At 50.4% G+C, this 18,495-nt stretch carries 19 protein-coding genes and 1 tRNA gene; 3 read left to right on the forward strand and 17 right to left on the reverse strand.

Annotated features, from left to right (window positions below; all coding sequences use genetic code 11):
* Nucleotides 1–82 precede the first annotated feature (82 nt).
* Complete coding sequence (locus IMQ48_RS00820) at nt 83–1,153, forward strand: DNA cytosine methyltransferase (RefSeq protein ID WP_039026461.1); 1,071 nt, start codon at nt 83–85, stop codon at nt 1,151–1,153.
* Here the strand turns inward: IMQ48_RS00820 and IMQ48_RS00825 are convergent.
* From IMQ48_RS00825 to proB, 4 genes are all read right to left on the reverse strand, one after another.
* Nucleotides 1,132–1,791, reverse strand: coding sequence for an HNH endonuclease (locus IMQ48_RS00825; protein ID WP_182290967.1), 660 nt, complete (start codon nt 1,789–1,791; stop codon nt 1,132–1,134). The two genes, IMQ48_RS00820 and IMQ48_RS00825, sit on opposite strands and share 22 nt — an antisense overlap.
* Before the next feature lie 325 nt (nt 1,792–2,116).
* Nucleotides 2,117–2,192: transfer RNA gene (locus IMQ48_RS00830), tRNA-Thr, on the reverse strand.
* Nucleotides 2,193–2,306: 114 nt separating this feature from the next.
* Nucleotides 2,307–3,560, reverse strand: a complete 1,254-nt coding sequence (gene proA / locus IMQ48_RS00835; RefSeq protein ID WP_196207507.1) for a glutamate-5-semialdehyde dehydrogenase — start codon at nt 3,558–3,560, stop codon at nt 2,307–2,309.
* An 11-nt stretch (nt 3,561–3,571) separates the two neighbouring features.
* Nucleotides 3,572–4,675: a glutamate 5-kinase gene (gene proB / locus IMQ48_RS00840; protein WP_096758188.1), complete on the reverse strand. Its 1,104-nt coding sequence runs from the start codon at nt 4,673–4,675 to the stop codon at nt 3,572–3,574.
* 288 nt (nt 4,676–4,963) lie between these two features.
* Here proB and phoE point away from each other — a divergent pair, with 288 nt between their 5' ends.
* Entirely contained in the window at nt 4,964–6,019 is a 1,056-nt protein-coding gene (phoE, locus tag IMQ48_RS00845; protein WP_196207508.1) for a phosphoporin PhoE, read from the forward strand.
* A 56-nt stretch (nt 6,020–6,075) separates the two neighbouring features.
* Here the strand turns inward: phoE and crl are convergent, their stop codons facing one another.
* The 3 genes from crl to gpt form a co-directional block, all read right to left on the reverse strand.
* Nucleotides 6,076–6,477, reverse strand: coding sequence for a sigma factor-binding protein Crl (gene crl / locus IMQ48_RS00850; RefSeq protein WP_196207509.1), 402 nt, complete (start codon nt 6,475–6,477; stop codon nt 6,076–6,078).
* A gap of 57 nt (nt 6,478–6,534) precedes the next feature.
* Nucleotides 6,535–7,779: an esterase FrsA gene (gene frsA, locus IMQ48_RS00855; RefSeq protein ID WP_196207510.1), complete on the reverse strand. Its 1,245-nt coding sequence runs from the start codon at nt 7,777–7,779 to the stop codon at nt 6,535–6,537.
* Between the two features lie 99 nt (nt 7,780–7,878).
* Complete coding sequence (gpt, locus tag IMQ48_RS00860) at nt 7,879–8,337, reverse strand: xanthine phosphoribosyltransferase (protein ID WP_115259349.1); 459 nt, start codon at nt 8,335–8,337, stop codon at nt 7,879–7,881.
* 261 nt (nt 8,338–8,598) lie between these two features.
* Between gpt and pepD the strand changes: the two genes are divergently transcribed.
* Nucleotides 8,599–10,056, forward strand: coding sequence for a cytosol nonspecific dipeptidase (pepD, locus tag IMQ48_RS00865; RefSeq protein ID WP_196207511.1), 1,458 nt, complete (start codon nt 8,599–8,601; stop codon nt 10,054–10,056).
* Between the two features lie 103 nt (nt 10,057–10,159).
* Here the strand turns inward: pepD and dinB are convergent, their stop codons facing one another.
* From dinB to fliD, 10 genes are all read right to left on the reverse strand, one after another.
* On the reverse strand, nt 10,160–11,215 hold the full coding sequence (dinB, locus tag IMQ48_RS00870; protein ID WP_196207512.1) for a DNA polymerase IV: 1,056 nt from the start codon (nt 11,213–11,215) through the stop codon (nt 10,160–10,162).
* 65 nt (nt 11,216–11,280) lie between these two features.
* Entirely contained in the window at nt 11,281–11,931 is a 651-nt protein-coding gene (locus tag IMQ48_RS00875) for a DNA primase (protein WP_196207513.1), read from the reverse strand.
* A 54-nt stretch (nt 11,932–11,985) separates the two neighbouring features.
* Entirely contained in the window at nt 11,986–12,996 is a 1,011-nt protein-coding gene (gene lafU / locus IMQ48_RS00880) for a putative lateral flagellar export/assembly protein LafU (protein ID WP_196207514.1), read from the reverse strand.
* 2 nt (nt 12,997–12,998) lie between these two features.
* Nucleotides 12,999–13,862: a flagellar motor stator protein MotA gene (gene motA, locus IMQ48_RS00885; RefSeq protein ID WP_196207515.1), complete on the reverse strand. Its 864-nt coding sequence runs from the start codon at nt 13,860–13,862 to the stop codon at nt 12,999–13,001.
* A 29-nt stretch (nt 13,863–13,891) separates the two neighbouring features.
* Nucleotides 13,892–14,608 carry a FliA/WhiG family RNA polymerase sigma factor gene (locus IMQ48_RS00890; RefSeq protein WP_196207516.1) on the reverse strand — a complete coding sequence of 239 codons (717 nt, stop codon included), beginning with the start codon at nt 14,606–14,608 and terminating at the stop codon, nt 13,892–13,894.
* Between the two features lie 20 nt (nt 14,609–14,628).
* Nucleotides 14,629–15,105, reverse strand: a complete 477-nt coding sequence (gene fliL, locus IMQ48_RS00895) for a flagellar basal body-associated protein FliL (protein ID WP_196207517.1) — start codon at nt 15,103–15,105, stop codon at nt 14,629–14,631.
* Between the two features lie 7 nt (nt 15,106–15,112).
* A complete protein-coding gene (locus IMQ48_RS00900; protein WP_196207518.1) occupies nt 15,113–16,291 on the reverse strand; it encodes a flagellar hook-length control protein FliK in 1,179 nt (392 codons plus the stop codon).
* A complete protein-coding gene (locus IMQ48_RS00905) occupies nt 16,288–16,605 on the reverse strand; it encodes a flagellar protein FliT (RefSeq protein WP_196207519.1) in 318 nt (105 codons plus the stop codon). Before IMQ48_RS00905 ends, IMQ48_RS00900 begins: the two co-directional genes overlap by 4 nt.
* Before the next feature lie 4 nt (nt 16,606–16,609).
* On the reverse strand, nt 16,610–17,002 hold the full coding sequence (gene fliS / locus IMQ48_RS00910; protein WP_196207520.1) for a flagellar export chaperone FliS: 393 nt from the start codon (nt 17,000–17,002) through the stop codon (nt 16,610–16,612).
* 32 nt (nt 17,003–17,034) lie between these two features.
* On the reverse strand, nt 17,035–18,360 hold the full coding sequence (gene fliD, locus IMQ48_RS00915; protein WP_196207521.1) for a flagellar filament capping protein FliD: 1,326 nt from the start codon (nt 18,358–18,360) through the stop codon (nt 17,035–17,037).
* Between the last annotated feature and the right edge of the window lie 135 nt (nt 18,361–18,495).

Raw genomic sequence — 18,495 nt, forward strand, 5'->3', positions numbered from 1 at the left:
ACTGCTTGTTTTGTACAATTAGTTGCGTAATGGTCTCTGATCAGATAAATATACAACTGTTTTTATATACAGGTTTAATGGCATGTTACAATATACATCTGTAGAGATTTGCGCAGGAGCAGGAGGTCAAGCCTTAGGGTTACATAACGCTGGCTTCGCTCACCGCGCACTAGTCGAGATTGATCCAGCTGCCTGCGAAACTCTTCGCCTCAACAATGAGCTCCATTCTTTGGGTTGGGGAGATATCGTAGAAGGTTGCGTTAAGCATTTTGCTGAACACACTGCATATAGTTTTTCTGATGTTGATTTGGTTGCAGGGGGAGTTCCTTGCCCACCATTCTCAAAAGCAGGGAAGCAACTTGGCAAAGATGATGAACGTGATTTGTTTCCGACGGCGCTCAAAATTGTGAACACCATTAAGCCAAAAGCAGTAATGATTGAAAATGTTTCTGGTTTATTAGACCCAAAGTTTAAGCAATACCGGCAAGAACTAGATCATGCTTTCTCTGCAATGGGCTATAAAACCTTTTGGAAACTTCATCATGCCTCTGATTACGGAGTTCCTCAGCTTCGCCCACGTGTTCTTTTAGTGGCATTGCGTGGTGAATATGCAGCTCATTTTCATTGGCCGAGTGAAACGTTGATACCGCCGACTGTGGGTGATGCCCTCTTTGACTTAATGTCAATGGGAGGTTGGGAAGGAGCTGAAGCCTGGAGAAAGGCAGCAGATAATATAGCTCCTACACTTGTTGGCGGCTCCCATAAGCATGGTGGGCCAGATCTTGGCCCGACAAGAGCCAAAAGATCCTGGCAAGCGCTTGGAGTCAATGGACATTCCATAGCGGATAATGGCCCTGAAAAGGGGTTTATCGGGTATGTTGGAAGAGACGGAAAAATTCGGACTGGTTTTGAAAATATGCCTCGTTTGACTGTAAGAATGGCTGCACGAATCCAAGGTTTCCCCGACTGGTGGAAATTCTCTGGTAAAAAAACAGCTGCTTATCGTCAAGTCGGTAACGCTTTCCCCCCCCCTGTTGCCGAGGCAACAGGAAGGCAAATCCGTAAAGCACTCGAAGCTGTTGACATCATGAAAAAACAACAGTTGGCGTTACCACTCGAGTCAAATGATATTCAGAGCTTGCGTATTGCGTAGGCAACGATTTCGTCTAATGAAATCCCATCTGCATCGGCTAGCTGCTGAGCTTTTCTTAAAGCAGCTTCTGGCAGATGGAGCATTGTTGTTATCCCGAACTTTTCAGGGAATGCCCATGAGCATGTGTAACAATCATCAGTACATCCCTCACATGCTCTTCTCTTACCTACGTTGCAATTGTGGCAAAGAGCTTGCCAATTGGTTAACTCATTTCCACCACCACGTGACAAAGGTATTTTGTGATCCGCTTGTAGCCCCCTGACCCCAGCAGCAACAGTTTTACCACATGTTGCACATGTGTTGCTGTGGTTAGAAAATAAACCAGATCGTTGTGATTCTGTCAGGTATTCCCTTTCCATTGGTGGGGCAATCATATTTGATTTTAGCCGCCAAGCATGCCCCGAGAACTCCGCAATGTACGAGCTTTCGAGATCACAGCCTAGTTCATCTCGTAATTCTCTTGTTCGTCTATCGAAGTACTTTTGCCCTGTCAGTTCCAGTAGTTCTATTGATGAGACCCAAGGTTTAGGAAAATCAATATCATCCGAGCCCCATAATCTCTTCAGGATAGTCAACTTGACTTCACTCAATCGCTTTTTTTTAGGTAACGCTGACAAATAATTTTCGAATAATTCCATGCTATCTCTCGAAAGAAACCTTAAAATCACAAGGGATTACACCACAGATGGAAGTGTACAGGGAAGGGCTATCTTAAAATCAGGCATACCTAAACAGGCTAAGAACCAAAGCTTCACAATACGTATTTTTCAAAAAAATCGTTCTGATATCACTACTAATGAACATCCTATCATCAATGTGAAAAATCGACAGGAATGAGCCAACCTGAAATTGCATATATCAACTGTTGATGTAGGTCGATGAAAATCACTTACACATACAGTTACACGCGAAAAAATTATAATATAAGCAAAGAGAGTTTTTAACGTAACTAATTGATTTTGATGGTGCCGATAATAGGAGTCGAACCTACGACCTTCGCATTACGAATGCGCTGCTCTACCAACTGAGCTATATCGGCACTGATAAAGACATGCCCACGACTGTGAACACGGGGTAGAAGGTTAAAACTAACCGGGCGATGCGTCAATGGCCTTGCGAATCAAACGCCTATTTTTGCATCACCCGGTTTCAATTACGCACGAATCGTGTCGTCACCGAAGCCGATCCACTTGTATGTGGTCAGTGCTTCCAGCCCCATCGGTCCGCGTGCGTGTAATTTCTGCGTACTGACCGCCACTTCCGCACCCAGTCCAAACTGGCCGCCGTCGGTAAAACGGGTGGAGGCGTTAACGTACACCGCAGACGAATCCACCTCGTTAACGAAGCGGTTAGCGTTGTGCATATCGCGCGTCAGAATCGCATCTGAATGCTGGGTGCCATGTTCACGAATATGGGCGATGGCCTCATCCAGGTCACTGACGATTTTTACGTTCAGATCCAGCGACAAAAACTCGTCGTCGTACTCTTGCGCTTTTACCGCCACCACGTTGGCAGGACCGGCCTGCAATTGGGTCAGCGCTGCCTCATCAGCATGCAGCGTGACGCCGCTTTGCGCCATCTGCTGGCTCAACGCTGGCAGGAAGCGTCCGGCGATATTCTGCTGCACCAGCAGCGTCTCGACGGTATTACAGGTACTGGGACGCTGAGTTTTGGCGTTAACGATAATCCGGAGTGCGGCGATGATATCTGCGCTTTCATCCACATAGATATGACAAACGCCAATGCCGCCGGTGATCACCGGAATGGTCGACTGTTCGCGGCACAGTTTGTGCAGGCCAGCGCCGCCGCGCGGGATCAGCATATCGATGTATTTATCCATGCGCAGCATTTCGCTGACCAGCGCGCGGTCCGGATTATCAATCGACTGCACGGCGGCGGCCGGTAAACCACAGGCCTCCAGCGCCTGCTGAATCACTGCTACGGTTGCCGCGTTTGTCCGGTACGTCTCTTTACCACCGCGCAGGATCGCCGCATTGCCGGTTTTCAGGCACAGGGAGGCGACATCAACGGTGACGTTAGGACGCGCTTCATAAATCACGCCAATCACGCCCAGCGGGACGCGACGACGCTCCAGACGCAGGCCGCTATCCAGAAGACCGCCGTCAATCACCTGCCCGACCGGGTCGGCGAGGTTGCACACCTGACGTACGTCGTCGGCGATGGCTTTCAAACGTGCCGGGGTCAGCGCCAGACGGTCAAGCATAGCTTCGCTCAGACCATTTTCCCGCGCCTGCTCAACGTCTTGTGCGTTAGCGCTGAGGATGCTTTCGGTTTGTGCTTCCAGTTCGTCGGCAATTTTTTCCAGCACGCGGTTTTTTTCGCGGCTGGAGAGTAGCGCCAGCTTATACGACGCTGCTTTGGCAGCAATGCCCATTTGTTCCAGCATATGACTGCTCCTTAACGGGTGATCATGTCATCGCGATGGACGGCAACCGGGCCATATTCATAGCCGAGGATTGCGTCAATCTGTTGAGAGTGATGTCCGGCAATACGGCGCAGCGCGTCGCTGTTATAGCGGGTGACGCCGTGGGCAATATCACGCCCTTCAAGATTGCAGATACGAATCACTTCACCACGAGAGAAGTTGCCTGTCACGCTTTTAATGCCTTTTGGCAGTAACGAACTGCCGCGTTCCAGAATGGCGGAGGTTGCCCCTTCATCGACGGTGATTTCCCCGGCAGGCGGTGCGCCGAAGATCCAGCGTTTGCGGTTCTCCAGCGGAGAAGCCTGAGCATGAAAACGCGTCCCCACGGACACGCCTTCCATTACATCGCCAATCACACCAGGCTTGCTGCCTGCGGCAATAATGGTGTCGATACCGGCGCGGCAGGCCACGTCTGCCGCCTGCAGCTTGGTGCCCATACCGCCGGTACCGAGACCAGAGACGCTGTCTCCGGCGATAGACCGCAGCGCGTCATCAATCCCGTAGACGTCTTTAATCAGCTCAGCCTGCGGATTAGTACGCGGGTCAGCGGTGAACAGGCCCTGCTGATCGGTGAGCAGCAGCAGCTTATCGGCCCCGGCCAGAATCGCCGCCAGCGCCGACAGGTTGTCGTTATCACCGACTTTGATTTCGGCGGTTGCCACCGCGTCGTTCTCATTGATGACAGGAACGATGTTGTTATCCAGCAGCGCACGTAACGTGTCGCGGGCGTTAAGGAAACGTTCTCTGTCTTCCATATCCGCACGCGTCAGCAGCATCTGCCCGACATGGATGCCGTAAATGGAGAACAGTTGTTCCCACAGTTGAATCAGTCGACTCTGCCCTACCGCCGCCAGCAGCTGTTTAGAGGCGATCGTTGCCGGGAGCTCAGGGTAACCAAGATGCTCACGCCCGGCGGCAATCGCGCCCGAAGTAACAATAACAATGCGATGCCCTGCGGCATGGAGCTGCGCGCACTGGCGGACCAGTTCTACGATGTGGGCACGGTTCAGGCGGCGCGATCCGCCCGTTAGCACACTGGTGCCAAGTTTTACCACCAGCGTCTGGCTGTCACTCATGATTCTCTGCCATTCAAGATTGGGGAAATGATATCAAACGAACGTTTTAGCAGGACTGGCCCCGGTTGCCAACAGCCAGCGCACAAAGCATGAAATTTTATTGCGCAGGATCAGCAAGCGTAGCGGCAAGTTTTGACGTTTTTATGACAGAAACAAATAAACATCCTTTTTTAAAAATATTCTTACTTTGTCATAAAACGTTCATTGCCAGACGTTAAAAACCTTCCTGTCTTTGAACGGGGATTACACCCAGTAAATATTCGCGCGTACTTTAAATCAGGAATGAAAATGAAAAAGAGCACTCTGGCATTAGTGGTGATGGGTATTATGGCATCAGCATCCGTACAGGCCGCGGAAGTATATAATAAAAACGGAAATAAACTTGACGTGTACGGCAAAGTTAAAGCCATGCACTACATGACCGATAATGACAGCAAAGACGGCGACCAGAGCTATATCCGTTTTGGTTTTAAAGGCGAAACCCAAATTAACGATCAGCTGACCGGCTATGGTCGTTGGGAAGCTGAGTTCGCGGGCAATAAAGCCGAAAGCGATTCCAACCAGCAAAAAACACGTCTGGCCTTCGCGGGCCTGAAATTGAAAAACCTCGGTTCCTTCGACTACGGTCGTAACCTGGGTGCGCTGTACGACGTTGAAGCGTGGACCGATATGTTCCCGGAATTCGGTGGAGACTCTTCCGCACAGACCGATAACTTCATGACCAAACGCGCCAGCGGTCTGGCGACGTACCGTAATACCGACTTCTTCGGCGTCGTTGACGGCCTGGATCTAACCTTGCAATACCAGGGTAAAAATGAAGACCGCGATGTGAAAAAACAGAACGGTGATGGTTTTGGTACGTCGGTGACCTATGACTTTGGTGGCAGCGATTTCGCCATCAGCGGCGCGTATACTAATTCCGATCGTACCAATCAGCAGAATCTGCAAAACCGTGGTGCGGGCGATAAAGCCGAAGCCTGGGCAACAGGTTTAAAATACGATGCCAACGATATTTATATTGCCACGATGTACTCTGAAACGCGCAAAATGACGCCTATTTCTGGTGGCTTCGCCAATAAAACACAGAACTTCGAAGCAGTAGTTCAGTACCAGTTTGATTTTGGTCTGCGTCCGTCCCTGGGATATGTGCTGTCGAAAGGCAAAGATATTGAAGGTATCGGCAATGAAGACCTGGTAAATTATATCGACGTGGGCGCGACCTATTATTTCAACAAAAATATGTCGGCGTTTGTTGATTATAAAATCAACCAGTTGGATAGCGATAATAAGCTGGCCATCAACAATGATGATATCGTCGCGGTGGGGATGACCTACCAGTTCTGATTTAGCATAAAAAATGCCGGATGGGGTTGCGCCGCCATCCGGCATTTTGCTGTTCACTATGCCGTTAATTTAACCGGCTGATCCTTAAAGTCGTCCGCAGGCTCCAGTGCCAGATTCAGCGACGTTAGCAACCCACGCAATTTTTCATGAAACTCACGTAAGGTGTACTCCAGTCGATCTACCACTTCAGTCTCTTTGATGGGCACGGCGGTCCAGTTGCCGTCTTGATCAAACAAACCAAACTGGTAGCTGTACGTGAAGCGTTTTTCCTGTGCTTCTAACTCCATCCACCAGCCCCAGAATTCACGCTTCTCCGGCGCGGGTTTCACGTTGACGCAAACAGCCAGACAATCGAAAAAAAATCGATTATCTTCGCACTGCCCTTCCCGGATGTAGGGGCCAAGCGCGGTTAATTTCTTGATCAATCTGCTTTTCGGGTGTCCACTCGGTAACGTCATTGCGATCTCCTTAGGTGAAGCAACTGTTTTACCAAATCAATAAAATTTAGCAATCTATTAACACAATCTATGACTGATCCATCCGGTTATTTCTTGCAGCGCTTTATCAAAATTGCGATACACCGGGTTGAACGGGATCTCCATCAGCTTACCGTCAGAAGATGACGATGTGATTAAGCGAGACTCGTCTTCCGGACTAAACGGATCGTTTTTCCAGAACCCCGACAGCATCGGCGTTGGACAACGTCGGCCCAGCAGGCCTTGTACCTTTAATGAATAGCGATTGAGTTCGACACGCAGCGCATCATCGGAGGCGTCGTGCATACCCAGACGGCTGGCCAGCACATCAAGATACATTTCCGGGACGCTTGCCTGGCGCTGTGGGTCGCTGAGCAGCGCATGCACCACCGGCCCCAGACACGCCACGGCCTTCAGACGCGACGACTCCAGATAAGCCAGTCGTACCGCCACGTTGGCGCCAAAGCGAAAACCAAATGCCGCCACACGGGTGTGATCGACCCAGGGAATGTTAGGCAGCGCTTTTAATACGTGCTGATGCAGTTGGCTGGAATCCTGGGTCAGTTTCCATTTTGACGAGAACCCAACTGAGGGCATATCTAGCGTCAACATGGCAATGCCGCGCGGGGCAAAATAGCGCTCATACAGGGTGTAGTAGTCCGTTTGCATGGAATCCAGCCCTCCGCACATCAGCACCGTCGGGAACGGGCCATCACCTTTTGGCATATGCAAAAAACCGGTGATCGGCGCGCCACCGGGAACCGTGAACTCCAGTTCGCGCAGCTTGCCGGGCAAGCGCTGAGCCGCCTCTTCGTAGGCGCGGTTCGCCAGAGCCTGCGCCTGTTCAGCCAGCTCATCGCCTTTCAGATGCGGATACGCCGCAATGTTGTACAGCGTAGAGGCATGCAGCCAGTGGCGTCCGCTAATTTGCGGGTCCTGTTCTGCCATGGCCTTCTGCTGCCAGTCCATCGCCTGCTTCGCCCACTCGTAGATCCAGTTTCCGCCACGATAGCCAATGACCGTGTCATAGAGCTCTTTATCCGTGCGCTCTGCTTCGCTCATGACGATACGCGCCTGCACCTCAAGGATTTCGCGCGGATCGACGCCACGCCAGATCCACATCAGGCGATTCACCATACGGTACCAGTGCGGGATGGTTGTGCCATCCAGGGCAGATTGCACAGACGGCTGCGCGCCGTGATTAAATCGACGAACCAGCGTTGACGTTTCAGGGTGTTTGAAGCGGGGTTTAAACAGGACTTCGCTGAGGTTAGCCTGTGACATGATTACGGCCTCCATGAGTACTCACTAAGGCATAGTGTAACCTGACACAGCACAAAAAGAACAACGCCCGGCATAGCCAGGCGTTGAAAACGATTTAGATTAGCGACCAGAAATCGGAGGGACGAACACGACGCCCATATCCCACGGCTGCTCAATCCAGGTATCCTGAGGGATATCAACCACATAATCATTCACCAGCGGACGACCTGCCGGCTTAGCGAAGATGGTGACGAAATGCGCTTTAGGGTACATTTCGCGAATCGCAACAGCGGTACCGCCGGTGTCAACCAGGTCATCGATGACGATGAAGCCTTCACCGTCACCTTCGGCACGCTTCAGTACGGTCAGTTCGCGCTGATTGTCGTGATCGTAGCTGGAGATGCATACGGTATCGACATGGCGAATACCCAATTCACGCGCCAGCAGTGCACCTGGCACCAGACCACCACGGCTAACGGCAATGATGCCTTTCCATTGTTCTGAAGGCATCAGGCGGCTCGCCAGTTTACGTGCATGGATCTGCAACATGTCCCAGGTGACGACGTATTTTTCGCTCATGTGAAGTGTCCCAGCCTGTTTATCTACGGCTTAAAAAGTGTTCGAGGGGGAAATAGGTTGCGCGAGATTATAGAGATCTGACGCGCTAAAAACCAGTGTTAAGCGGAATCCATGCCTCTTTTTACATGCTTTTTGCTAGCCGTGAGCAGAGAAAGTGGTATTCTCAATTGCATCGCGCAAGCCTGACTTGTGGTGTTTTTTATTCTGCTAACCCCGTGGCCTGTAAGTCTATTTTGCAGGACATCGCCAAGGAGACTCAACGTGTCTGAACTGTCTCAATTATCCCCGCAACCGCTGTGGGATATTTTTGCCAAAATCTGTTCTATTCCTCATCCGTCCTACCATGAAGAGCAACTCGCTGAACACATTCTGAGCTGGGCCCAAGAGAAAGGTTTCCACGTCGAGCGCGATCAGGTCGGGAATATCCTGATTCGCAAACCCGCTACCGCAGGAATGGAAAACCGCAAGCCGGTTGTTCTGCAGGCGCACCTGGATATGGTGCCACAAAAAAACAACGATACCGTCCACGACTTCACCAAAGATCCTATCCAGCCTTATATTGACGGTGAATGGGTAAAAGCCCGTGGCACCACGCTGGGTGCGGATAACGGCATCGGTATGGCCTCTGCGCTGGCCGTTCTGGCGGATGACAGCGTGGTTCACGGCCCGCTGGAAGTTCTGCTGACCATGACCGAAGAAGCGGGCATGGACGGTGCGTTTGGTCTGCAGGCTAACTGGCTGCAGGCAGATATTCTGATCAACACCGACTCCGAAGAAGAAGGTGAGATCTACATGGGTTGCGCGGGGGGGATCGACTTCACCACCAATCTGCCGCTGTCTCGTGAAGCCATTCCTGCAGGTTTCCAGACCTTTAAGCTGACGCTGAAAGGCCTGAAAGGCGGTCACTCCGGCGGCGAAATCCATGTTGGCCTCGGTAATGCCAACAAGCTGCTGGTACGCTTCCTGGCAGGCCACGCTGAAGAGCTGGATCTGCGTCTGGTTGACTTCAACGGCGGTACGCTGCGTAACGCTATCCCGCGTGAAGCCTTCGCCACCTTTGCTGTTGCCGCAGATAAAGTCGATGCGTTAAAAGCGCTGGTCAGCACTTATCAGGAAATCCTGAAAAACGAGCTGGCAGCAAAAGAGAAGAATCTGGCACTGCTGCTGGATGCCGTTACTGACGATAAAGCCGCGCTGACCGCTCAGTCCCGCGATACCTTTGTTCGTCTGCTAAACGCCACGCCAAACGGCGTGATCCGCAATTCAGATGTGGCAAAAGGCGTGGTGGAAACCTCACTGAACGTCGGCGTTGTCACCATGACTGAAGACAACGTGCAGATACACTGCCTGGTTCGCTCACTGATCGACAGCGGTAAAGACTATGTTGTGAGCATGCTGGATTCGCTGGGCAAGCTGGCCGGTGCTAAAACCGAAGCCAAAGGCGCGTATCCTGGCTGGCAGCCGGACTCAAACTCGCCGGTCATGCATCTGGTGCGCGAAACCTATCAGCGTCTGTTCAACAAGACGCCGAACATCCAGATTATCCACGCTGGCCTGGAATGCGGCCTGTTCAAAAAGCCGTATCCAGAGATGGACATGGTTTCCATCGGGCCAACCATCACCGGTCCGCACTCCCCAGATGAGCAGGTTCATATCGAAAGCGTCGGCCATTACTGGACGCTTCTGACCGAACTGCTGAAGTCAATTCCGGCGAAATAAGTCTCTGCAATAAATGCCGGATGGCGCTGCTGCTTATCCGGCCTACGATCGCGTATGTAAGCCGGATAAGGTATTTATGCCGCTATCCGGCAACGCATCCAGCTTAAAGTCCCAACAACAGCTGCCTTTCCAGCTGTGGGTCAAGCAGCGTGACGTGTAATCCCACCAGCCTGACTCCGCGCCCACCCCGACGTTCATCCCAGGTTTTGCGCGCCGTTGTAATTAAATCGTCTTTACTTAAGCGTGGCCAAACATGTTCCTGCGTGGTCTGCTGAAAATCATTAAACTTTAATTTGATGCCCTGGCGAGCAATGCATAAATCCGGTTTTACCTTTGCCAGACGCCGCTCCAGCTCAGGATAAAGCCGCTCAATAATTACCTCACACTCTGACCACTCATGAATATCCTCCGCCAGCGTGCGTTCAACGCCGACGGATTTGCGCAGTCTGTCGTTGTTCACATCCCGCTCATCAATACCCTGGCTGCGCTCCCACAGCACGCGCCCAAATTTGCCAAAGCGCTTAAGTAATATTGCCAGATCGCACTTTTGTACATCTTCACAGGTGCGTAATCCCATGGATTCCAGCTTGGCGGCAGAAACTTTGCCGACGCCGGGAATTTTTCCCAACGGTAGCGTTCTGATAAATTCAGGTACATCATCCGGCGTGATCACAAATTGTCCGTTGGGCTTATTGAGATCGGAAGCGATCTTGGCCAGAAACTTCACCGGTGCAATTCCCGCGGAGGCGGTGAGCTGTAGCTCGTTAAAAATCGTCTGGCGGATTTGCTGGGCAATCAGCGTGGCTGAGCCGTGGCAATGGACGCTGTCGGTGACATCCAGGTAGGCTTCATCCAGCGAAAGAGGTTCGATAAGCGAGGTGTAGCGCGCGAAGATCGCCTGAATCTGGCGGGACGCTTCTTTATACGCCTCATAACGACCGGGTAATAAGGTGAGATGCGGGCACAGTTTTAGCGCCATCCCCGTGGGCATCGCGCTGCGTACGCCAAATTTCCGTGCAGGATAGTTGGCGGTGCTGATCACCCCCCGGCGTTCACGGCTGCCGCCGATAGCAATGGGAATATCACGTAGGGCGGGGTTATCGCGCATTTCTACCGCTGCGAAAAAGCAGTCCATATCGACATGTATGATTTTGCGCATCACCCCTCCCATAACACTGTTTAAGTATACAGTATATTTATGTAATGAGAAGTCTGTAATACGTCTTACGGTGCTGCGGGTCCATTCATCACGAAACGAGCATCGCACAGGTAACGCACAACATCTTTTGGCGCATGCTCTGCAGGGTTACCCGCCGTACTGATAAACAGCCTGTTCACTTTTCTCACATTCGCCCGTAGCAGTTTTTCAACAGCCATCCGGTGAAAAGCATCATCCTCAACGCAAAAAAGCTCATAGTCCCCCAAACGTTCGCCGCAAATTTCGCAGTGATTCATCCAGTAGCGCAGTCCCGTCGTTTTACTCTTATCCAGGTAGTAATTGCTGGCTTTGATGTCCTTCATTATCTCTTCTGGGAGCGCATTAATATGGAACAGAAACGTATTGCGCCTGACGGGCAGCCACCCTTCCCCCCCATCCTGAATTTTTTTAATAAACCGGGTAAACATTACCCCGTGAATACGTGTGGATTGATGGCAATTCCAGCAGTGCATCTTCGAGGTTATAACCAAATAGTATGGCGCCATGATGTTGTAACTATTCATGCTGTAGACATACTCTGAAAGTGCGCCCTTTAGCCCATCAGATTCGGTGTACCAGATCCCTGAAACGTTGTCGAAATATGCCCCTTGACAGGTCACATCCGTAACATTATCTGATTGAATATTCAGTGGAATTATGTGGTCTATATTTATCACATTACCCTCCTGAGGATAATATGCCCCCACATTGCATGGGGGCAGGGAATAAAATTAATGAGGGACTGGTGTGGGTTGTTGGTGTAAGGAAGTCACCTGCTTTTTTTTGTCCAACTTATCCACCAACGGTTGCACAACTTTCTCTCCGTGCTGACCAAAGTATTGATACAGCGTGTCGGACGCACTTTGCGTCAACACCATGATTTCAATGCGACGGTTGCCCGCACTCTCTGGGTTTTTCGCATCCAGCAGCATTTGGTCCGCCATGGCGCTAACTTGCATGACTTTATCTTGTGGCATACCGGCATCTTCCAGAACGCGACGGGCCGATAATGCTCGGTCGCCGGAAAGGTTCCAGTTGTTATAGAGGTTGCTCTTATAGCTCATCGCATCCGTATGGCCGGTAATGATGATCCTGTTGTCCAACGAATCAAATACGGGAGCAAGTTCAACCAAAAGAGATTTAAAGAACGGCATAATTTTTGCGCTACCGCGTTCAAACATATTGCGGTTCTGATCATCTTTAATCAGCACGCGTAACCCCTGGGGGACGATCTCCATTTCCAGGTTGGTTTCCATATGTGCGTTACGGGCAATGGTGTTGATATTGGTTGCCAGCTCACCCAATTCACGCGCGGATTTTTGCTTGAGCAACACCGTTTTCTCGTTTACATCCATCGCTTTTTTGGCGTTTTCTTCTGTGATCTGGGCGCTCGTCTGCGCAGTTTCCTGCGGATGTGCGGTTTTATCCAGTTTGTTTCTCGTGACGTTTTTCTTCTGGGCGCCCGGTGCTATCGGTTGCTTACCCAGCTTGTTTAACGGTGCCATACCGCCACCGTTAAAGATGGACTGACCATGTAATGCAGCCACGATGTTTTCGCGATCTGCCTTACTGACGCTGTTCACAATCCATAGCGTCATAAACAACGCCATCATCGCCAGCGTAAAGTCGGCAAATGCCACCTTCCACGCCCCACCGTGATGACCAACGTGATTCTTTTTAATTTGTCGCCGAATAATGGTGGTCTTCGCACCGCGATCGCGACGAGTTGGCGCCTTCCTCATGCTTATTCTTGCTCCAGCATCGCATTCACCCACGCATCCAGATTGGCAAAAGTAGGTTTAGAGGCCAGGTGAAGAAGTTTACGTCCCGCATCTACAGCCAGCAGAGTTGGCTTACCGCCCGCTTGTGCTACCAGCACGGTGCGCACACACTCAAGCAGTGAGTGCTCTGCGCGAGCCTGTTGTTCCATCGCGTTCGCCAGCGGGTCCATCAGGCAGTAACAGATGAATACCCCCAAAAAGGTCCCCACCAGCGCAGCTGCAACTTTTAAACCGATAAGCGCAATCGATCCATCGATAGACTGCATGGTGATGATGATCCCCAGTACCGCCGCGCAAATTCCAAATCCTGGCATCGCTTCGGCAGTACGCTGTAACGAGCGTGAAGGGGTCAGCAGTGACTCTTCCGCAGTATCCAGCTCTTGATCAAGAATCCCCTCCAGCTCATGGGCATCAATTTTCCCCATCGCCATTAAACGGAAGTTATCGGCGATAAATGTCACCAGACGCTTCTGCGTCAGTACCAGCGGGTATTTCTGAAAGATGGTACTTTCTTCCGGCTGCTCAATATGCTGATCCAGCATGCGTAGCCCGCCGTTTTGTACCATTTCCAGCAATTCGTACAGGCACATCAGTAACTGTCGCTGAAACTCCGGTCCCATTTTCTTTTTACTGATCACCCCTTTAATTTGATGGATGATTTCTTTAAGTACATGCATTGGGTTGCCAATGATCATGGCCCCAACACCGGCCCCAATAATAATGATAATTTCCGCCGGTTGCCAAATAGCAATTAATTGCCCGCCAGCCTCAAAATAACCACCAAAAACACAACCTACAACCACTAATAAACCAAAAATTTTTTGCATTACATCCTCCGCATTTCGATTCGGTATTGTTAATCCTGATATAAGCAATCACGAATCTTCTGCGTGATTTTTTTATTCATTTGACAAATTCGGGCTTCTGTCAGCCCCAGCACCAACGCGATCTCTTTTAAATTCATATCGTGCTGGTAATACATTGAGAGCACCTGCCCCTCTTTTTCACTGAGCTGGTTCAGGGCGTGGCTCAGCATTTCCTGAGTCACAATTTGTTCCTCAATACCTCGCCCTTCAAGCGGTGCAATCGGCATGTCACCATTCAGTAATTCATCCAGACTGGCTAGCGTTTCAGCACCTTCCAGCTGTTGGTATTCCTGATAATCCTCTGACGATAAACCCAATTGCGAGAGTTCTTCCCATCCGGGTTCATGTCCGAGTTGTTTGCGCGCATCACGAATCAGATCTTTAATCTGGTGGTATTTCTGGCGCAACTGACGAGGTCGCCAGTCAAGGCTGCGGAGTTCATCCAGTATGGCACCGCGTATGCGGTGTACTGCATAACCAGCAAAGCCTTCATCAGGCAACCCATAGCGGCGAATCGCGTTCAGCAATCCCATCAGTGCGGTTTGCTCCATGTCCTGTCTGTCGATAACACAGGTACATTGTGGCGCAAGTTGACGCACCACTTTGCGCACCAATGGCAGATAAGCCTGTAAGTAATGGCTCTCCTGCTTTGGTGTCAGCACGGGTGTCGCATTAAAATCTTCTGACTCGTAAGCATCCTGTATCATGTTATTCTCTGGCTCATCGTTTATTGAAACACGACTTTTTTCACCAAAATATCCTTATAAGGCGTAGCCATTTTGCGCATGGTTAATTCTTTTTTCAGCGTATTAGAAACCATTGTCCTGATTTCCGATATTTTCAAAGAACGCACCTCTTCATATTTCATATCAGAGAGCTGATCGACAGTAATACTCTGATATAATGGTTCTTCTTTTTTTATTTTTTCAGCATCTTTATCTGAATCAACCACCATGACTAATTCCGCCAACATATAATGATCTTCACCTTCATTATCATGTAGCGTAACCACCGTTTCCGGTAGGGAGACAAAAATACTGCTGGTTTCATCCTGGCTATCCTCAGCCTGGCCATCAGATTTTTCCGCTACAGTCGCAGCTGTAGTTCCCTTATTCATATAATGATAAACGCCCCAGCCAGCCCCACCTGCAATACCCAGAGCGACGACGGAGCTGATCACACACGCGATAACAATTTTCTTCATTTTACTTTTACACTTTGATCAGAACGGATTCATTCCGTTGAAATTGAGGTTCATCATTGAGCATTAATGCTGACGTCACCTCGTCCTGTTGATGGCCAGATTGCTGCTGGTTATGTTGTTGCTGCGATTGCCCCTCGGAAGAGACCTGAACATTCACTTCCATGAAGTTCTGCGCCGTCAGATGTTGGCGTAAATTCTCGCTAAATTGCTGTAACGAGCGGCAGACATCGCTTTGATTGGCACCGATATGCACCATGAGTTTTCCCGCATCCAGCTGCACGGCAATTTCCAGTTTGCCAAGCGATGGAGGGTCAAGACGAATAGTAGAAATTTGCTGTTGTTGACCTAACTGGAACTGGATCCGGTCCTTCAAGAGGGCGGTGAGTTTTTCGCCCAGTTCATCCGTCGACATTTCCATCGGCGTCGATGCTTGCGCCGACATGACGCTACGGTCAGCTACAGCATTCGCAGGCTGATTGCCCTGTACGGCCGAATTGAGCAAATTCTGCGCGGATACAGGCTGATTGACGGTAATGCCGTCACTTTTTTTCACCGCCAGTGAGCGAGGAAATCCGTTTTCCTCTGTTTTCACGCGGGCAGAAATTTGCTGCATGGTCGACAGAGCAGGTTTCTCCGGAGAAATAGCCCGTAAATCCTGGGCGGAAAATGTCGCCAGTTTGGCCTGCTGGTCCGGGGTTGCCTGCGGCATGTCCTCGGTTAGTGAGGCCAGTAACGCCTGTATTTTAGGCGGCAGTGAGGCTAAATCAGAAGTAGAGGGCGAAGGCACAGCGTCAGCTTTTCCTTGCTGCGACATCGAACTCACTAACTGATGGAGGATCGGAGAACCCGTATTACCGGATTGCACCTGCGCCAGCATTTTCAGCATTTCACCATCAGGCTGTTTTTGTGAGCCCGCAGGTACAGCTGACTGAGCAGGTTGTGCCAGCAGCATCGCCAGTAACGCCTGCATTGCGGCAGGATCAGCGTCATCGCTTTGGCGTTTGGCTATTGAGGCTTGCTGATGCTGAGTTTTTACACCGAGCAGACGCTCAGCCACAGCGTTAAGCCCTGCCTGTGGTAATGAAAAAGTGCTACCGCCCGTCGTGGTTGCCGGTGGCGAAATAGTCGCTTTTCCCGGCGTGGCCTCTGCCAACGCACTGGCCGAAGCCAGTAATACAGGATTCATGCCTTCTCCGATATTAAATTAACCATTGAGTACGCCAACATTCCTTCCTGGTTTTGCTGATGTTTATCCATGCGCGCTTTGAGTTCTTCTGCACGCTGCGTTCGCCGTTCAATCAACGCCTCAAACGCCATAAGCAGTTTGCTTTTCACTTTATGCAGCGCTGCAGCGTCTGTTTCCCAGGCAGCATAGGCATGAAAGTCACGCATGACCTGCTGATGCAGACCGGGTAATCGACGCCACCGTTTTTGATCCAGGGCGTCGTTCATTGCCTCTACCAAGGCATAAAGCTGCTGTTGCTGACGTTCTCTTTCCATCGACTTATCCCAGCTTGGCCGATAAACCTTCCCAGCCTGTGCGTAGATTCGTCAGGATGAGGATCACTTCATCAATTTTTTCTAACGACATTTCACCGCTGGCTTCATACAGACGGTAGACACAGTGGTCATACAGTCGGGACAGATTGACGACCAGATCACCGCCGGTTTCAAACTCCAGCGAGCTGGTTAAAGCATTGAGAATATCGATGCATTTATTAATACTCTGCGCTTTACGCTCATACCGTTTGTTCTCAATATGACTTTTGGCGCGTTCCAGTTCGTCCATCAGCCCCGAAAACAGCACCAGCACCAGCTCAAGAGGTGATGCCGCCGCCGTACGGGCAGCAAGATCCATCTCTTTATATTGCGAATAACCATCCTGCGTGTCGTACATTTAATTTCTAATCCTTCTGCTAAATCAGCCAATTACATGAATGCAGCCATACTGACCTTCATGGTGTACGTTTCCACCAGCGTATTGGTGTACTCTTCCACATAGCGCTCATAGTTGGTGTTATAGGTGTTAGTCAGCTGATCGCCTTCGTCCTGAATTTTGCTCTGCTGGTCATCAATGTTTTCCTGGCGCATAGCAATGATGCCGTTACTGGAATCCAGATAGCTTTCCATCAGGTCATCCATCTGCGCGACCATACTGTCATCACCGACAAATATTGAAGTCAGCCCGTCCGGATTTTCGTCCATTTCTTCGCTGAACTGAGTGGAGTCAATCTGTAAGTGCCCATCGGAATCCAGCGTGATGCCATAATCGACAATCGATACGCCACCGTAAGAAGCGTGAGCAATATCATCCATCTGATTTGCCAGCGAATTCATACCCGCATCACCGGCAAAAACCCCAGCCGCCGTATCGTCATCACCATAACTGGTCAGGGAATCGATGGTGTCCACTAGCGTGTTATAAGCATCGACAAAGGTCTGGACTTTGGCCTGCGATCCGCTGGAGTCTTCCGCCACAGTAAAAGTCGTCACATCATTAGGATCATCAGGATCGCTGACCTCAGAAAAAGTCATCGTCACGCCGGGGATAACATCATCGAAGGTATTGGTGCTACTGGTAATTTCAGGACCACTCTGGTTTCCCAGATGAATCTCCGCGTCCTGCGCTTCCGTAACATTATTCTTACTGGTAGCAATCGCATCAGAAAATGTATCATTTCCCGTTACGCTGACTGAAAATCCACTTTGCTCTCCCGTCGTATCAGAAGTCAGCATAATGGTGGTCGTATCACCCGTTTTGACCAGCGCCGCCGAGACACCGGGGTTGTCGTCAGAATCATTAATCGCATCGACCAACTCGCTGGAATCAATAAAGTTGTCACCATCCTGATCGGCTGCTGCCAGATCGATATCCATGGTCGTGCCATCATCCATAGAGAGTTCAAACGTACCGGATGCGCTGAACTGGTCATCGCTCATACTGAACGTTGTCTGCTGTGCCTGGGCCAGTTTTGTGACGTAAAATGAGTAGGTCCCCGGCTGTGCCTGCGAGTTTGCCGATACTGTATTCGACTCATTGTTCGACGTAGCTGAAAACGTCAGCGGGCCATCGGTGTCACTGTTCAGGGCATCAATAGCTGACTGAAAATCCGTAAGAGCCGTACTTAACGAGTCCAGTCCAGCGCTCTCTGCGTCCAGGTCTGCCTGCTCGTTCTGCAGGTTAGCCGCCTGCGTGGCAATATCCGCGTAGGCAAATTGTTGTGCTAATTTTTGGATCGGACTCGTAAAGCTCATGATTGATGACCCCGTGTAATGTTATTTATGTATTAGCAAAATACATGCCAAAATTTTTATTAATTAAATTCAATGGATTATTAGGGTAACGGAAGCCACCCTTCCCTTTTTCTGGAAGGTTTTCAGACGTATTCT

The sequence above is a fragment of the Citrobacter sp. Res13-Sevr-PEB04-36 genome, assembly GCF_015672735.1.
Taxonomy (GTDB): Bacteria; Pseudomonadota; Gammaproteobacteria; order Enterobacterales; family Enterobacteriaceae; genus Citrobacter.

Coding starts and splice junctions, on each gene's coding strand:
- fliS (WP_196207520.1), bottom strand. CDS start 17,002: ATGTACGACACGCAGGATGGTTATTCGCAATATAAAGAGATGGATCTT.
- phoE (WP_196207508.1), top strand. CDS start 4,964: ATGAAAAAGAGCACTCTGGCATTAGTGGTGATGGGTATTATGGCATCA.
- IMQ48_RS00825 (WP_182290967.1), bottom strand. CDS start 1,791: ATGGAATTATTCGAAAATTATTTGTCAGCGTTACCTAAAAAAAAGCGA.
- IMQ48_RS00905 (WP_196207519.1), bottom strand. CDS start 16,605: ATGGAAAGAGAACGTCAGCAACAGCAGCTTTATGCCTTGGTAGAGGCA.
- IMQ48_RS00890 (WP_196207516.1), bottom strand. CDS start 14,608: ATGATACAGGATGCTTACGAGTCAGAAGATTTTAATGCGACACCCGTG.
- frsA (WP_196207510.1), bottom strand. CDS start 7,779: ATGTCACAGGCTAACCTCAGCGAAGTCCTGTTTAAACCCCGCTTCAAA.
- IMQ48_RS00820 (WP_039026461.1), top strand. CDS start 83: ATGTTACAATATACATCTGTAGAGATTTGCGCAGGAGCAGGAGGTCAA.
- lafU (WP_196207514.1), bottom strand. CDS start 12,996: ATGAGGAAGGCGCCAACTCGTCGCGATCGCGGTGCGAAGACCACCATT.
- proB (WP_096758188.1), bottom strand. CDS start 4,675: ATGAGTGACAGCCAGACGCTGGTGGTAAAACTTGGCACCAGTGTGCTA.
- motA (WP_196207515.1), bottom strand. CDS start 13,862: ATGCAAAAAATTTTTGGTTTATTAGTGGTTGTAGGTTGTGTTTTTGGT.
- fliD (WP_196207521.1), bottom strand. CDS start 18,360: ATGAGCTTTACGAGTCCGATCCAAAAATTAGCACAACAATTTGCCTAC.
- proA (WP_196207507.1), bottom strand. CDS start 3,560: ATGCTGGAACAAATGGGCATTGCTGCCAAAGCAGCGTCGTATAAGCTG.
- IMQ48_RS00900 (WP_196207518.1), bottom strand. CDS start 16,291: ATGAATCCTGTATTACTGGCTTCGGCCAGTGCGTTGGCAGAGGCCACG.
- crl (WP_196207509.1), bottom strand. CDS start 6,477: ATGACGTTACCGAGTGGACACCCGAAAAGCAGATTGATCAAGAAATTA.
- fliL (WP_196207517.1), bottom strand. CDS start 15,105: ATGAAGAAAATTGTTATCGCGTGTGTGATCAGCTCCGTCGTCGCTCTG.
- dinB (WP_196207512.1), bottom strand. CDS start 11,215: ATGCGCAAAATCATACATGTCGATATGGACTGCTTTTTCGCAGCGGTA.
- gpt (WP_115259349.1), bottom strand. CDS start 8,337: ATGAGCGAAAAATACGTCGTCACCTGGGACATGTTGCAGATCCATGCA.